10 protein-coding genes are annotated in these 17,204 nt (G+C 47.7%); 9 read left to right on the top strand and 1 reads right to left on the bottom strand.

Features of this window, described 5'->3' with window-relative positions; all coding sequences use genetic code 11:
- Positions 1-161 precede the first annotated feature (161 nt).
- On the top strand, positions 162-743 hold the full coding sequence (locus QFZ48_RS18590) for an RNA polymerase sigma factor (protein WP_370908153.1): 582 nt from the start codon (positions 162-164) through the stop codon (positions 741-743).
- Between the two features lie 57 nt (positions 744-800).
- On the opposite strand, the gene QFZ48_RS18595 is transcribed toward QFZ48_RS18590, so the two are convergent.
- Positions 801-2,639: a hypothetical protein gene (locus QFZ48_RS18595; RefSeq protein ID WP_429063199.1), complete on the bottom strand. Its 1,839-nt coding sequence runs from the start codon at positions 2,637-2,639 to the stop codon at positions 801-803.
- 272 nt (positions 2,640-2,911) lie between these two features.
- Here QFZ48_RS18595 and QFZ48_RS18600 point away from each other — a divergent pair, with 272 nt between their 5' ends.
- From QFZ48_RS18600 to QFZ48_RS18635, 8 genes are all read left to right on the top strand, one after another.
- Entirely contained in the window at positions 2,912-3,484 is a 573-nt protein-coding gene (locus tag QFZ48_RS18600) for a sigma-70 family RNA polymerase sigma factor (protein WP_370908150.1), read from the top strand.
- 67 nt (positions 3,485-3,551) lie between these two features.
- On the top strand, positions 3,552-4,592 hold the full coding sequence (locus QFZ48_RS18605) for a FecR family protein (protein WP_429063200.1): 1,041 nt from the start codon (positions 3,552-3,554) through the stop codon (positions 4,590-4,592).
- Positions 4,593-4,769: 177 nt separating this feature from the next.
- A complete protein-coding gene (locus tag QFZ48_RS18610; protein WP_429063201.1) occupies positions 4,770-7,943 on the top strand; it encodes a TonB-dependent receptor in 3,174 nt (1,057 codons plus the stop codon).
- Between the two features lie 24 nt (positions 7,944-7,967).
- Positions 7,968-9,368, top strand: coding sequence for a RagB/SusD family nutrient uptake outer membrane protein (locus QFZ48_RS18615; protein ID WP_429063202.1), 1,401 nt, complete (start codon positions 7,968-7,970; stop codon positions 9,366-9,368).
- A 72-nt stretch (positions 9,369-9,440) separates the two neighbouring features.
- A complete protein-coding gene (locus QFZ48_RS18620; RefSeq protein WP_429063203.1) occupies positions 9,441-10,901 on the top strand; it encodes a glycoside hydrolase family 30 protein in 1,461 nt (486 codons plus the stop codon).
- A 227-nt stretch (positions 10,902-11,128) separates the two neighbouring features.
- On the top strand, positions 11,129-11,587 hold the full coding sequence (locus tag QFZ48_RS18625) for a DUF6934 family protein (protein ID WP_429063204.1): 459 nt from the start codon (positions 11,129-11,131) through the stop codon (positions 11,585-11,587).
- Positions 11,588-11,979: 392 nt separating this feature from the next.
- The gene (locus QFZ48_RS18630; protein WP_429063205.1) at positions 11,980-14,358 is read left to right on the top strand and encodes an ABC transporter permease; all 2,379 of its coding nucleotides are present in this window, start codon (positions 11,980-11,982) and stop codon (positions 14,356-14,358) included.
- A 271-nt stretch (positions 14,359-14,629) separates the two neighbouring features.
- The gene (locus QFZ48_RS18635; protein ID WP_429050576.1) at positions 14,630-17,101 is read left to right on the top strand and encodes a glycoside hydrolase family 95 protein; all 2,472 of its coding nucleotides are present in this window, start codon (positions 14,630-14,632) and stop codon (positions 17,099-17,101) included.
- Positions 17,102-17,204: the final 103 nt, after the last annotated feature.

Raw genomic sequence — 17,204 nt, forward strand, 5'->3', positions numbered from 1 at the left:
TCATAGTGTATAAGGCTAATTTAACTAAAATTATTATACCATCAGGAGCAAAAAAACAGGAACGGTTAATTTCGTCCCGGCAACGGTTGCGCATTTTGCCGTAAACGATTTTTGCTGTATTTTGCCCCTTCTTATGAAACTAATCCCATTATTCCAACGTCATGCATGATAATGAATTATGGTACTCCTATAAAGAAGGAGATGTAAAAGCCCTGGAAGGATTATATGAATTGTATTATTCCCCGCTCACGAACTACGGATTTAAATTTACGCCCGATAATGTATGCATAGAAGAAAGCATGCAGGATCTTTTCCTGAAGCTATGGCAAAACAGGGAGCGTATTGAAAGTCCGGCAGTGGTGAAACAGTACATGTATCTTTCTTTCCGGCGTATCCTGCTTCGGAAGCTGGATTATAATCCTTCGCGGCATGAGGAAGAGCTGAGTGGAGAACATATTCCTTTTCAACTGGAACTTATCGGCGGACATCCGATGGTGAGGAAAGAGCGTATGGAGGAACTTACCGCCAAAGTAGATATGTTGCTCTCTATTCTTACTAACCGGCAACGGGAGGCGGTATTCCTGAAATACTATGAGGATCTTTCTTACGAAGAGATCGCTGACATTATGCACATGAATGTAGTGGGCGCCTACAAGCTGATATATAGTGCGCTCGAAAGTTTGCGCGAACAGTTTGGCGACTTCACTTTACTCCTGATCCTTTACGTTTTAAAACGGGCCTGAAAGCTGGAATTAATGGATAAAAAAAGCAGCGAAGATTTCCTTCGCTGCTTTTTTATGTTAAGCTGTTTTGCAGAAAGCAATATGATCATGTACCTGTGGTATTTTCTGGTAGCCGTTGGTAAGACCTAATTGCAGATCCAGCCAGAGAATATACGCGCAGGGTTCCATTCCGGCGGTAGAGAATACCAGGCTGTTGTTATGGTATTCCGCCGCTGCCGGTGGTGGTCCGCCGTGGAAGGACGCCGGGAGTACCGGGTTGCCTTCAAAGCGGATGGTGAATGCCTCGATGTGCGGGTGGGCAATGGTGTATTGCGCGGTAACGGTGGTGGTGATGCCTCCGCAACCATGGCCGCTGCCGGTAGTTTCCCCGATTTCCAGCATGGCTGCCGCGAGAATATTTTCATCGCCGGTGTAGCCCCATCCGGGGTGTCTTCTTTGTTTATAATTCACATTGGACACGACTATTTTCTCCAAGGTGTTGATAGCGGTGAGTGTAGTGGTGCCAACCTTTCTTGCTTCGAAGATAATTTTGAAAGTATGGATGCCTGCCCTTTGCGTAGGTGGTACGGCGTTGCCGGCTACGAGCACAGCGGGGGCGGTGAGATCGAAATTATCCCTTGCGAAGGTGGTGCCGGTGGCATTGAGTGCCAGCTGGGAAGTGTTGAGGATAGCCAGTACACCATTAGTAGGGGTGAAGATACCAGTGGTTAAGTTATTGCCGCGTGGTACCGGGATCCACACTTCTCCGGCGCCGTTGATGGCCGGGGTAACAATGACCGCGTCGTGCGTCCAGGTGGTGGGGCCGGTTTGTTTCAGCAGTTCACCGATCTTGAATGGCAGCAGGGCGCTGAGTACCTGTGTGGCGCTGAGTTCGTAGCTGGTGTCGGCGTTGATGATGCGGAAGCGGTATTCCATTTCATTGGAGTTGGTGCCGCTGGGCAGGGTGCCGTTAAGATCAAGCGCACCGTAGAAAGAAAGACGCGGCACATCGGTAGTATAACCCTGTGCATCAAACTGGGCGCCGGTGGGGCCTATGTCGTAGGCGCCTACTCTTTCAAAGAGGGCGGGTACTTCATTATTAGGTGTGATATCATCCGGTACGCAGAGTTCTATGCAGAAGCAGGGGCCGCGGTTGGTACGGTCGGCGCGATGGCCCACGCTGCGGTCTTCTTTCAGCAATACCGCGCCCGATACGGGTTCGGTGATGCTGAAATAGAGATCGGGACCTGCCGGCCATTCCACGTTGAGCCAGGGCGACAACAGCGTTTGGCTGAAGTCGGCCATCGTATAATCTATCCGGAAATGCCCGGTGGCATCGGTGAGCTGACTGCCAAGCGGATCATCCTGGAGCCAGTCTACATCAAAAGCGGCTACGCGCAGGCCTTCAAGGGGTTTCTGGGTTTTACAGTTGATCACGCGGCCGCAGATGACCCATGCATCGTATTTAGCGCGGATAAGACACCACCAGCGGTTGGGGATTACATATTCCCAGGAGGCGAAGAAATCATTTTCCTGTCCGCGCCACCGTGGCTGGAGGGTAGTGATGTGAAACTGCAGGGTAGGCAGTTTGCCCGGGTAAGGTTTGGGCCGTGGCACATTGCCGCATTCGAAGTCGATTTCGAAGGCTTCGCCTTCATATTTACTTTCCCTTCCAAGAGAAAAGGCGAAGTTGCCTTCCGCATCGGTGAGGGCTTCTGCCAGCAGGTTGCCGGCTTTCTTTTTGGCTTCTTCTGCAGATACTTCATGGAAGGTTTCCTTCTCTGCAGCAGTAGCCTGCAGGACAACTTCCCGGGAAACGGCGGCCCGGTAAAGCCGGATCTTAACATTGGCAATGGCTTCTATGCAATATTTATCGCACAGGAGGCCCTTTAAATTGCCTTTGAACTGGTAGCTCATGACATTATTTTTTGGGGTTATTTTAAATCGGAAGCAGGTGCTTTTGGGGTGTTCTTCACTAGAATTTTTTGGGGACTGTTTGTGCTGTTATAATGGCCCCTGCCTCTTTAACAAATCTCCACCTAAATTCCTTCGTTATCAAGAGGATAAGTGCGGGAAATGCCAAATGCGTATATATCGCGCGGTGGCGGGAATGCGCTGATAAATGGAAAGGTATTTTGGGCATCCGGGATAAAAGCGCTTATTTTGCCGGTTAGGTTTGGTAGAGCAACATGAAAGAAGATAGCAGCAATTATTCCCTGTATGATGAGGAGGATTTGGTGACAGCTTTCCAGGTGAGTGAGGATATGCGTGCGTTTGAAGAAATCTATAAAAGATTTTGGTTCAAACTATACAGCGCTGCTGTGAAGCGCACAAGTTCCCAGCACGAGGCGGAGGAGCTGATCCAGACCATTTTTGAGCGGTTGTGGACCAACCGGCGCAAGGTGGTGATCCATAATATAGGCGCTTACCTGGCTGTTTCGCTCAGAAATAGCCTGCACGATTCCCAGCGCAGGAAGATGACGGCAGAAAAATACATGGAAACACTGGACACCGATCCATTGGTAAATACAACAGAAGAAGATGTAAACAGGGAGCTTCTCCTGAAAGACATCGAAAAAACGTTGCGGGAGCTGCCGGAGAAAACCCAGGCCGTTTTCCGGTTGAGCCGTTTTGAAAATAAGTCGGTCCGCGAAATAGCAGGCAACCTCGATCTCACCGAAAAGGCCGTGGAATATCATATCACAAAGGCTATAAAACTGCTGCGGCAGCGGCTCCGCGGCTATATGTCTTCCTTCCTGTAAAATTCTTTAAATTTTTTTTAGGGGTTTAATTCAGTTATGCGTCAATGTAATCAGATAAACTGATTCCATGAGCCAATATGAATTCGACGACCTGCTTGAAAAATATCTTTCGGGGCAATGCACCCCGCAGGAGGAAAAACTGGTATTGGCCTGGTACCGTTCATTTATCAACGAAAGTGAAATAGAGATATCTGCAGAAGAAAAGCAGCGCATTGAAAGCCGGATCTGGTCCAATGTAACTGCCACTGTTGGCAGTGGGGAACCGGAAACACCGGTAGTGCGGATGTGGCCCCGGCAGGTAGCGCGGTTAGCTATTGCGGGCTGCCTCGTACTGGCCGTTACAGGCGCCTGGTATTGGTGGTCGCAGCAACGGACCATTACGCCAAGGAACATATTTACGCAGGAGCCTATCCCGGGAGGATACGTATCCGTTTTCAATGAAACGGACAACAACCGGAAAGTGGCACTGAGTGACGGATCGGAGGTGAGGCTGGAACCGGGAAGCATAGTGTATTATCCGCCTGCATTCAGTGGTCATACAAGAGATGTGTACCTCAGCGGAAACGCATTTTTCCGGATAGCGCACGATGCCAGCAGGCATTTTATCGTACACACCAGCGAAGGAGTGCTGGCAGAGGTATTGGGAACCAGTTTTTATGTGAGCCACGACAAAGTAAGTCATAAAGTAGAAGTAGCCGTGGTAACCGGGAAAGTATCTGTTTATGAACGGAAGAAAAAGAATGATACTTTATTTACAGCATCTGCCAACAGCATTATTATTACACCCAACCAGAAGGTTACATATAAAACAGAAAATAACCAGTTCACCACCTCGTTAGTAGACGATCCAAAGCCGGTAACAGCACCGGAAAAGCAGCCCACGTTCAGTTATGAAGATGCTTCGCTGGAAGAGGTATTAAAGGCTTTGGAAGATACTTATGCCATTACCATTGAAACAGATAACGGGCAATTCAGCCGTTGTCATTTTACAGGAGATATCACGAAACAACATCTATACGAGAAGCTGGACATTATTTGCCAATCTGTTCAGGCTTCATATGAAGTAAAGGGTACCACCATTTATATAAAAGGGAAAGGATGTAATTAATGAACATACTATAAAAGTCACCAAAAGAAAAAACTGGTAATGTGGGGCATTACCAGTTTAGTAAAATTAACCGTTTGCCGCGGTTAAAATGCGCTATGTCCGCAAACTTTCAATTAACGAAACAAAGCCACACAAGTTATGAAAAAAAAGCGATTCGCTGCCGTAATCTACTACGTTATGAGATTAACTGCTGTTCAACTTATTCTTGCTTCCGTTTTTTCACTGTCGCTGTACGCCAATAAGGTGAACTCACAGTCTGTGCTGGAAAAACCGATCTCCATTTCGGCAGAGCAAACTTCCGTGAGGAAGCTGCTGAACCAGATCCGGACCCAGACGGGCGTGAATTTCACCTATAGCAGCGATATGGTGGATGTAAACCGGAAGGTATCCGTAGAGCTGAAATCCAGACAGCTGAAGGAGTTTTTTGATGATATTTTAAAGCCTATGGGCATCGACTTTAAGGTGATAGACAACCAGCAGGTCCTGCTGTTCCTCACACCTGCCGATGGCCGTCAGAATATAGTGGTAACCGGTGTGGTAACCGGTGAAGACGGTTTACCGGTGCCCGGCGCTACCGTGAGAGTAAAAGGCAGCACCACAGGTACCACCACCTCCCAGGATGGTAAATTCACCCTGCCGGTTCCCGACAAACAGGCGGTACTGGTGATTTCGTTTATTGGTTACCAGCCGCAGGAAGTGGTGGTAGGAGAACAAACGCACATCACCGTAAAGCTGACCGCAGAAAACAGTAAGCTGAATGAAGTGGTGGTAGTGGGTTATGGTACCCAGCGGAAGAAAGATATTACTGGTGCAGTATCTGTTGTGAAAGCAGACGCTTTTGAAAGCAGACCGATTGTAAGCGCCGCAGCAGGCTTACAGGGCCAGGCCGCAGGTGTAACCGTTACCGCACCTTCCGGCAAACCCGGTGCAGGACTGAACGTGAGTATCCGTGGTAATACCTCCCTGAATGCCAGCAATAACCCACTGTTTGTAGTAGACGGGGTGATTGTACCAAACATTGACTTCCTGAATCCGAGCGATATTGAAAGTTTCTCTGTGCTGAAAGATGCGTCTTCCGCCGCTATCTATGGCGCCAGCGGAGCGAATGGCGTGGTGCTCGTTACCACTAAAAAAGGAACCAGCCAGTCGAAAGTATTTGTAAACGCCTATACCGGCATGTCCAATTTCGCTAAGAAAATGGATGTACTAAATACAGCTCAATATCAAACGCTGATGGGCGAACTGGGCATCACCGATCCCAATAACCTGAACACCGACTGGCAGAAAGAAACATTTAAAACCGGCCGTGAGCAGAATATCCAGGTAGGTGTTTCCGGTGGTACCGAGAAAGGACATTACTATGTGTCCGGCGGTTACCAGAAACAAAAAGGAGTGGTGGCGCCGGCAGATTATGACCGTTATTCTGTAAGGGCCAACATCGATAATAAAGTGAAAGACTGGCTGACACTGGCCTCTAACCTGTCGTTCAACAGATCCGTTTACGTAGATGTGCCGGATAACAGCGGCGTAGCGAGAGGAGGCACCATCCTGTCGGCCTTAACATCACCGCCAACCATCGGTATTTATAACGCAGATGGCACCTATACATCTAACCCAAATAACAAAAGCTGGCAGAATCCTATCGCCTATGCTTTTGCACCACAGCAAAAAGCCATCAACAACCGTTTCCTGGGAAATGTAAGTGCAGACTTCACCATCCTGCCGGAACTGCATTTCCGTTCTAACCTCGGTGCGGAATCGGAAGGCTACCGGTATGATTATTTCCTGGACCCTTATTCTACTGATTACGGCGCGAAGGAAAAAATTGGTTATGGTAAATCCCAGTCGATCGAACGTTTTGTATGGTTATGGGAAAACACCGTGAGCTATAGCAAACAGTTTGGCAAACACAATGTGGGCGCTATGGTTGGTCATACCATGCAGGAATCTGATTATAATTTCACCGATGATATTGCCAAAGGATATACCAGTGATAAGATACCTACGCTGACAGGTTCCACTATCCGTGAAAAACAGGAAGTAACGAAAAGTCAATGGGGCAAACGTTCTTACCTGGGCCGCCTGAATTATGGCTATGCCGATAAATACCTGTTCACCGCTACCATGCGTTATGATGGCTCGTCGAGGTTTGCACCGGATGCACGTTACGGATGGTTTCCGTCTGTATCAGCAGCATGGCGTATTTCCAATGAAGACTTCTTCAGCAAAGACGGTATCGTAAATGACCTGAAAATCCGTGCAGGCTGGGGTAAAACCGGAAACGACGGTATCGGCGATTACGACTGGCGCCGGCTGTTCAGCAGCAATGGCACCGGTGGTTTAAACTTCACCAACCTGCCAAAGAACGACCTGACCTGGGAAAAAACTACGCAGAGCAACGTGGGTGTGGACCTGAGTATCCTGAACAGCCGCATCAATATTACCGCTGATGCCTATATCAAGAAAACGAATGACCTGCTGGTGGATATCCAGCCACCTGCCAGTTCCGGCTTTGGTACTCAACGTTACAATGTGGGCAGCATAGAAAATAAAGGAGTAGAACTGAGTGTGAATGCACTGATCATCGATAAAGAAGTGAAATGGAATGCCAATGGTAATATTTCCATGAACCGCAATAAGGTCTTGAACCTCGGTCCTACACCAAGTTTAGGTTATGGAGATGTATATGAAAGAGGTAACGCTATCCGTGTAGAACCGGGTCATCCCCTCGGTGCATTTTATGGTTACGTGGCACAGGGCGTTGATCCTGCTACCGGTAACATGATTTACGCAGACCTGGATGGCGACAAGAAGTTATCTGATGGTGACCGCACCTGGATCGGCAATGCGCAACCCGACTTTATCTATGGTTTCACAAATAGCATCAGTTACAAAGGCTTTGACCTGAATCTTTTCTTCCAGGGTATCCAGGGCAACGAGATATTCAACGCCACCCGTATGGAGCTGGAAGGTTTGTACGACTCCAAGAACCAGAGTACCGCAGTATTGCGCCGCTGGAAACAGGCAGGGGATGTTACAGATATCCCAAAAGCTGAAAAAGGAAATACCATCAACAGTGCATCGTCTTCCCGCTTCGTGGAAAACGGTTCTTACCTGCGCCTGAAATCAGCTACGCTGAGCTATAAATTTTCAAATGATCTGTTGAAACATATCGGCGTTGGCCGTTTGAATGTGTACGTGACAGGACAAAACCTGCTGACATTTACCAGGTACAAAGGACTGGATCCGGAGGTGAGCAAGGATGCAGCCAACGGTCCGGCTATGGGTATCGATTATGGAACCTATCCACAATCACGCGCCTTTATCTTTGGTTTGAATGCTGAGTTTTAGTCTTAACAATTAATTATTCCAAGTATGAAACAATTCACTTCTTATATAGCTACCGGTTTTCTCAGCGTGTCTTTGTTGTCATCCTGCACAAAGGATCTGCTGGACAAGAAGCCAATTTCCCAGTCGGAAACTGCCACTGCAGAGTCGCTGCTGCTGGGCGCCTACGATAATATGTATGACGAGTACTACACCTCCGATTTCCTGACCAACGGAGATGTATCTGCAGATAATGGTTATGCAGGTGGTGACAACGCGGCAAACTTTTCCATTGATAAGTTCACCGTTAATTCCATCAACGGTAACGTAAAAAGAGACTGGAAATACCTGTACACCGATATAAAAAACTGTAACCTGATCCTCAGCATCACGCCCACCACGGATGATAAAGGATTAACGCCCGAACGCCGCGAGGAGATCATGGGAGAGGCATCCTTCCTGCGCGCATGGCATTACTTCAACCTGATCAGAAGCTGGAAGGAAATCCCGATCATCACTGCTATTCCAACAGACCTGCAAAGTATGTACGTGGCTAAAAAGCCTGCGGAAGAAGTATATGCGCTGATCATACAGGACCTGGAATATGCGTTGACCCGTGTACGTGATAATCCACCTGCAGGTAACAAAGGGATTGTGGCGAAAGGAGCCGTAAATGCTTTGCTGGCAAAAGTATATGCACAGAAACCCAACCCCGACTGGAACAAAGTAGTTGCCTACTGTGATGCAGTAACCGCCAGTGGTTACGACCTGGTGCCGGATTTTGCTACCCTGTTTACCGTAGCAGGAAAGAATAATATTGAGTCCATCTGGGAAACACAATTTGATGGTGTTTTGCACCAGAACTGGGTAACGGGTATGAATACACCGTTTATGTGGGGCGACTGGAAAAAATTCAATATTCCTTCGCATACAATCGTAGCTGCTTTTGATGCAGAAGGCGATGCGGTGCGGAAAGCGGCCAGCATTAAATTTGTGAATGTTTCCTGGACGGACGACTATTGGAAACAACCGGTCCCGGTGATCTATAAATACAACGACGCCGATGGTAAAAGCAATACTTACCGCCTGCGATATGCCGACATCCTGTTGCTGAAAGCGGAAGCGTTAACAGAGCTGAACAAGCTGGATAACACTGCCAACGGCGCGCAATACTACATCAATAAAATCAGGCATCGTGCAAAGCTGGGCGACACCCCGGCCAAAACACAGGCAGCACTGCGCCTGGCAGTGGAAAAGGAAAGACAGCTGGAACTGGCGTTTGAAGGCCATCGCTGGTATGATTTGCTCCGCACTAACCGCGCCATCCCGGTAATGAATGCACAGAAAGATGGCAATGGCAACAACCTGAACTACAACGTAACTACGGATAAATTATACTTCCCTATTTCGCAGGACGAAATAGACAGCAATCCTAACATTAATAAGTAAGTGCAATTATAAGAATGAAAACGGAACAGGAGCCTGGATAACACCAGGCTCTTTGTTTAAATACCCTTTCATATGCAAAAAATATTTCGCCCTATATTATTTGCCGGCGGCCTTGCGCTGGCACTCTTCGCCTGCTCCGGCAGTAAAGGCATTACACAACCCTTAACACCGGTAGACACCAGTGGTGCTAACGGCGCCACAGTTAACTGGTGGGTTACCACCGGGGATCAGCAAAGCCTGTTGAAACCTGGAAACGGGCAGCCGGTATTCAGTAGCTCCAACGCCAACGGTTATACGACTATTGAAGTGGACAGCAGCACAGCTTTCCAGGAAGTAGATGGCTTTGGCTATACTCTTACCGGCGGCAGCGCGCAGCTGATCAATGCCATGAATGCCACCGCGAAGCAGCAACTGTTGCAGGAGCTGTTTGGTAATACCGCTAACAGCATTGGCATCAGTTACCTGCGCATCAGCATAGGCGCCTCTGATCTGAATGCCACGCCTTTTACCTATAATGATGTACCGGCAGGACAAACCGATTTATCATTGACGCATTTTTCACTGGAGGCAGATATGTCCGCAGGCACAGGTTTGATCCCTTTGCTGAAAGAAATACTGCTGATCAATCCGCAGCTGAAAATACTCGCAACGCCATGGAGCCCACCGGTATGGATGAAGGACAATGCTTCTTTTAAAGGAGGCGTCCTGCAAACAAAGTACTACGAAGTGTATGCACAATACCTGGTGAAATACCTGCAGCAGATGAAAGCAGCCGGTATTACTATTGATGCCATCACACCACAAAATGAACCATTGAATCCCGACAATAATCCCAGTCTGAAAATGGTGGCGGAAGCGCAGCGCGACTTTATCAAAAACAACCTGGGGCCGGCCTTTGCGGCGGCGGGAATCGCCACCAAAATTATTATATACGATCACAACTGCGATCACCCGGATTATCCGCTGACCATCCTCGCCGACGCAGCGGCCGCGAAGTTTGTGCATGGCAGTGCCTTTCACCTCTATGCAGGCGACATCAGCGCGTTATCTACTGTTCATGCTGCGGCGCCTGATAAGGCCTTGTATTTTACCGAGCAATGGACCAGTGCTACCGGCGGTTTCGACGGCGACCTGAAATGGCATATAAAAAATGTGATCATCGGGAGTATGCGTAATTACAGTCGTACTGCGCTGGAATGGAACCTGGCCAACGATCCTAATTACGGTCCGCATACCCCCGGCGGCTGCACCGAATGCAAAGGTGCGCTTACCGTCAGCGGCAGCAATGTTACGCGGAATGTGGCCTACTATATCATTGCACATGCATCCAAATTTGTACCTGCGGGTTCCGTACGGATTAGCAGCAACAATGGCGGGAATTTATACAGTGTGGCCTTTAAACGCCCAGATGGAAAAAAGGCGCTGATTGTATTGAATGATAATAATGCAGCTGCTTCTTTTAACCTGAAGTACCAGGGGAAGCAGGTGGTACCTGTTTTGCCTGCCGGTAGTGTGGCTACTTTTGTGTGGTAATTTTTTTTTCGGAGTTATGAAAGATGATCAGTTTTTACTGGTCATCTTTTTTTTGTTAATCATTTTCTTTTAACCTGTTCTTTACGGATGTTTTGTATTGGAAAGATACATTTGTTGGCATATTGTTTAACCCATAAGAACCTGTGAAAGGTGGGAGCTATTGGATCTGCGCCGGGCGGCGGTCGAACTGTTTGAAATTTACTAAGGGATGTCACTAAATTGAATGAATGAATTTGGAGAGGTATGAATGTACTGCTGATTCTCAATTCAGTAGTTTTACGTTTGATAGCATAGGTCCGAACGGAACCATTAGAAAGGTTGTAAATTATGAGCAGATTCCTGGTATTTTTTTACCCGATGGTTCTGCTGTAAGGAATTTGGCATTTGGTGACTGGAACGAAGTGGAGGAAAGAATTGATGACGGCATTGTTTCTAGTAATAATGACAGGGATAAAGTGCTTGCAACCGTTGCCTCCACAATTATTTCGTTTACAGAAAAGCATGGAAAAATACCTGTCTATGCAGAGGGCAGTTCTCCGGCGAAAACGAGACTGTATCAAATGGGGATCAATGCCCATCTGGATACAATTAAATCATTGTTTTGGATTTATGGCCGCATTGAAGGAGAATGGGAAGTATTTGAATCAGGGGTTAATTTTGAGGCATTTCTGGTAATTCGGAAATAGTCTTATTTTTGTTGATAACAAATGTTTGATTATGTTTTTAAAGTATGTAAGAAAGAAGAAAAATATATCTTCAAATATCAGGGTTTGTAATGCTATGAGGGATTACAGCAAAGAAGACTTTTTTATCAAAAAATTGGAAGCCGCAAGAATTGCCATTATTAAATGGGGGCTTCCCAAAGAATTATACGTTAAATAATGCAACTTTCTTCAGATTAGAGCATATTCCTACCTGTGTCCATTTCCGAACACCCCCTGTCTTAAATCCGGACAAATTATATTTTTAATACATTCAATTCCGCCTGATTCTAATACCCCTCGTCACTGGCATTTTCTTCGCAGTCAAGTCCGCGGTCCCGTGAGATAGATATCTTTCAAAATCCAATTTCCTGCTGATGTTTAAAAACTATCTCAAAATTGCCTGGCGCAATCTCTGGAGAAATAAAGTTTTTTCTTTTATCAATGTAATGGGCCTCACTATTGGTCTTACTGCCTGCTTCTTCATTTTCCTGTATGTACATTTTGAACTTAGCTATGATAAGTTTCATAGTAAGGGAGACCGTATCTACCGCGTTATCTGTGACATAAAAACGCCCAGCGAAATGATAAAAAGCGGAAGTACGCCATGGACGTTTGGGCCGAACATGCAGCACGACTTTCCGGAGGTAGAAGCATTTACGCGGCTAAACCGCGCTAATTTGCTGGTGAAGAAAGGTAACCTGAGTTTCCAGGAAGAGCATTCCATGTTTGCGGATTCGTCGATCTTCCGGGTATTTGATTTCAAACTTATTTATGGTAACCCGGCTACAGCGCTGAGAGATGTGAACGCTGTGGTACTTAGTAAAACAGCTGCTAAGAAATATTTCGGGAATACAGATCCGGTAGGACAAACCGTGCAGCTCACCGGCGAGCTGGTACCGGTCACAGTCACCGGCGTGATGGAAGACATGCCACAGAATTCGCTGATCAAAGCAGATATGCTGGTGTCGATGTCTTTTTTGGTGAGTAGAAATCCGCGCCTCGATGACTCGTGGGGCAATTTCGGCGCAACTACTTTCCTGCTGCTGAAACCTAATACAGACGCTGCTGCGCTTGCGGCAAAGTTCCCGGATTTTATAGAGCGGCATAATGGCGACGAGAGAAGAAAGGCCAAAATGCTCTATACCGTTTTACTGCAACCGCTGGAGCAGATCTACCTGCATTCCGACCGGTCCTCTTTTGAGAATGGCAGTATAACCAATGTGTACATTTTTTCCGTTATTGCCATTTTTATATTGTTTATTGCCTGTATTAACTTCATCAATCTTACCACTGCGAGGTCGGTAGAGCGGGCGAAAGAGATTGGTGTACGTAAAGTAGTAGGCGCCACCCGTGCGGAGCTAATCCGGCAGTTTATCGGCGAATGCGTGTTGTTGTGTTTAATGGCATTTGTATTCACTATTATATTGTTTGCAGTATTGCTGCCATCCTTTAACCTGCTGGCGGGTAAAACGATCAGCACCGGTTTGTTTGCCAATGCCTGGTACATCGGGGCATTGCTGGCGGCAGCCATAGGGATAGGTTTGCTGGCGGGTGTATACCCGGCGCTGGTGCTGTCGTCCTTTAAACCAGTAACGGTATTGAAGGGCCGGTTCTCTACCGGTACCAGAGGCATTTTCCTCCGCAAAGGACTGGTGGTAACACAATTTGCTATTTCCATTGCACTGATCACAGGCACTATTGTGGTGTACCTGCAAATGCATTATATACACAGTAAAGACCTGGGCTTTAACAAAGACCAGGTGCTGGTGATCGATACACATGGCGACCCGGCGAAACACACTTTCAGGACATCTATTGAAGATATTCCAAAAGTAAATTCCGTTACCATTTCATCAGGTATCCCCGGCGGGGAAACCAATGGCGCTTACTCAGAAATTCAGAACAAACAAGGCGATATGCAGGTGGCCAACCTGGACCTGTATTCCGTGGATTATAATTTTTTGCAGCAATATAAAATGAAGATAGTTGCCGGACGCGGATTTTCCCGCGACTATGGCAGCGACTCTGCCCATGCCCTGGTGATCAATGAAGCGGCCGCAAAGCTGTTTGGCTACGCCACTCCCGATGAAGCTATTGGCAGGGGCTACCGGCAATGGGGCCATGAAGGCACTATTATAGGTGTGGTAAAGGATTTTCATTTCCGCTCACTGCAGCAGGATATTAAGCCGCTTACCATCCGGATGGAGCCGCAGGATTGCGAAGTGGTGTCTGTGAATGTAGCCCCCGGTGATCTGTCAGGTACCATCGCCGCTATTGAACGGAAGTGGAAAACGCTGATCCCTAACCGGCCTTTCAGTTATTATTTCCTGGACGAATTCTTCGACAGGCAATACCGCGCCGAAGAACGTTTTGGTAAACTCTTTTTCGACTTCGCCCTGCTGGCGATTATTATTTCTTGTCTTGGTTTACTAGGACTGACTTCTTACAGCGCCATACAACGTACCCGCGAAATGGGTATCCGCAAAGTAATGGGAGCATCTGTTACAGATATCGTGAACCTGTTATCAAAAGAATTTCTTAAACTGGTATTAATCTCCTTTGTTATAGCCACACCGGTAGCCTGGTATTTTATGCACAAATGGCTGCAGGAGTTTGCCTACCGGATCAGTATTGGTTGGTGGGTATTCGCCGTATCGGGCATCATTGCAGGTATCATTGCCATTGGCACAATCAGCTACCAGGCGCTGAAAGCCGCGTTGGCAGATCCGGTGAAAAGCATGCGGGCAGAATAGCATCCCCATACCGGCAGTTCCGGAAAATTTTTATCATCTTATCATGAGCGCCCTGCTCCTGGGAAATTAACGCGTTTGGAAATGCCCCCTGAAGGCAAAACAAAGGCGAAGAAAATTGCCATTATTTTCGATGGTGCACAGCCAATTATAATTTGTATTTTGTTCCTTGCCGCCGCATTTTTCAAAAAATGCGTCTGCCCCAATGATCAGTCCGGCGTTTTGAAAGAAAACAGTCCGGAGTAGCTAAAATTCCACTTAATTACAAAAACTCATGCGAAGGAACAAACACACTATAGCCGTTTGCGTTATAGCATTGCTAACATCGCTGCCTGCATTGGCGCAGCGCACAGAACTGAAACTCAGGTACGACAAGCCTTCGGGCAAAATATGGGAAGCCGCATTACCAGTGGGCAATGGTCGCCTGGCCGCTATGGTGTATGGCAATCCCGGAAGCGAACTGATACGGCTAAACGAAAATACGGTTTGGAGCGGAAGTCCCAACCGCAATGATAACCCCCATGCACTGGCTGCACTGCCGGAAATCAGGCAACTGATCTTCGATGGTAAAATGAAAGAGGCCAGCGAGATGGCGGCAAAAAATATCCAGTCAGAAAAAATCAACGGCATGTGTTATCAGCCGGTGGGAGACCTGGAACTGGTTTTTCCCGGTCATGAGCAATACACCGGTTATGCGCGGGAACTGGATCTGCAAACAGCGGTAACCGCTACCAGCTACACGGTAAACGGCGTAAAGTATACCAGGCAGGTATTTGCTTCTATACCGGATCAGGCGATAATTATTCAGCTTACTGCCAGTAAGCCCGGCAGCATTACTTTTAACGCCGGCATGAAGAGCCAGCAAAAATCGAATGTAGTTACCAGCGGGAATAATGAACTGGTGTTATCCGGTATCAGCGGAGACAGAGAAGGTGTACCGGGAAAAGTGAAATTCCAGTCGCAGGTAAGGTTTAAAACCAGCGGTGGTAAAGCCTCCGCCAATGGTAGCGCCATTAGTGTTGCCAGCGCTGATGCGGTAACCATCTATGTGTCTGTTGCCACCAACTTTGTAAACTACGCCGACATTAGCGGCGATGAAGTAAAGCGCACCACGGCGTATATGTCGAAGGTATGGCCAAAGAATTTCGCAGGTCTGCTGAAAGATCATATAGCGGCTTACCAGCACTTTTTTAACCGCGTACAACTGGATTTAGGAACTACCGATTCTATCAAAAATACAACAGATATCCGGTTAAGGGATTTCAGGAACGGCAACGATCCGCAGCTGGTAACATTGTATTTCCAGTTTGGCAGGTACCTGCTGATAGCTGCTTCTCAACCGGGTGGCCAGCCGGCAAACCTGCAGGGCATCTGGAACCCGCTCATGAATCCACCCTGGGGAAGTAAGTATACGATCAACATCAATACAGAAATGAATTACTGGCCTGCGGAAGAAACAAACCTTTCTGAAATGCATGAGCCACTGATAGAAATGGTGAAGGACCTATCTGTTACCGGGCGGGAAACGGCAAAAGTGATGTATGGCGCCGGCGGATGGGTGGCTCATCATAACACTGACCTGTGGCGTATTACAGGCCCGGTAGACGGGATTTATTCTGCTATGTGGCCAATGGGAGGCGCCTGGTTAAGCCGGCACACATGGGAAAGGTATTTGTTTAACGGGGACAAGAAATATCTGCAAACAGTATATCCCGCATTGAAAGGCGCGGCGCAGTTTTACCTGGACTTTCTGGTAGAAGAGCCGGTGCATAAGTGGCTGGTGGTATCGCCTTCCATGTCGCCGGAAAATAGCCCAAAAGCCTACCCCGGCATATCCATTGCGGCAGGCGCCACCATGGATAATCAACTGGTATTTGATCTGTTTACCAATACCATCCATGCTGCTGAAATCTTACAAACTGATAAAGTGCTGGTGGAAAAAATGAAAGCCGCCCGGAAACGCTTACCGCCTATGCAGGTGGGCCAGCATAACCAGTTGCAGGAATGGTTGCAGGACCTGGATAATCCGGACGACAAGCACCGTCACGTGTCGCATTTATTTGGCTTGTATCCTGCCAACCAGATCTCTCCCTACCGCACGCCTGTTTTGTTCAGCGCTGCACGTACTTCGCTGCTGCAACGTGGTGATGTGTCCACGGGTTGGTCGATGGGCTGGAAGGTAAACCTCTGGGCGCGTTTGCTGGATGGCAATCATGCCTGGAAGCTGATCAAAGACCAGCTTACCCCGGTGGACGTAAGTAATGTAAAGTATGGTGGCGGCGGTACTTACCCCAATCTTTTTGATGCGCATCCTCCTTTCCAGATCGACGGGAACTATGGCTGCACCGCAGGGATCTGTGAAATGCTGCTGCAAAGCCAGGATGGCTCCATCCACTTGTTGCCGGCGCTTCCGGACGATTGGAAGAACGGGCGTGTGAGCGGCCTGCGTGCCCGGGGCGGTTTTGAAATCCGGGAGATGGTATGGGAAAATGGTCAGCTCAGTAAAATCACCATCCGTTCCACGCTGGGTGGCAATTGCCGTCTCCGCGTACCCAATGCGCTCCGGGAAAACGGACAGTTGAAAGCAGCCGGTGGTGATCAAACCAATCCTTTCTTTGAAGTAACACCAACAGCTCCGGCCCTGGTGAGTGAAAAAGCTAAGGTAGAAGAACTGCCGTTGCCCCAGACAATATTATACGACCTGGATACACAGGCAGGAAAGACGTATACTTTTGTAAGGCAATAAGCGCGTATGTTGTCTTTCTCGCTGATTACGCTGATTATACTGATTTGCTTGATTTTACTTTTTGGATTTTATAAAGGATTTTAAAAGATTTGGGGAGATATAA

This window comes from Chitinophaga sp. W2I13, assembly GCF_050434005.1.
Taxonomy (GTDB): domain Bacteria; phylum Bacteroidota; class Bacteroidia; order Chitinophagales; family Chitinophagaceae; genus Chitinophaga.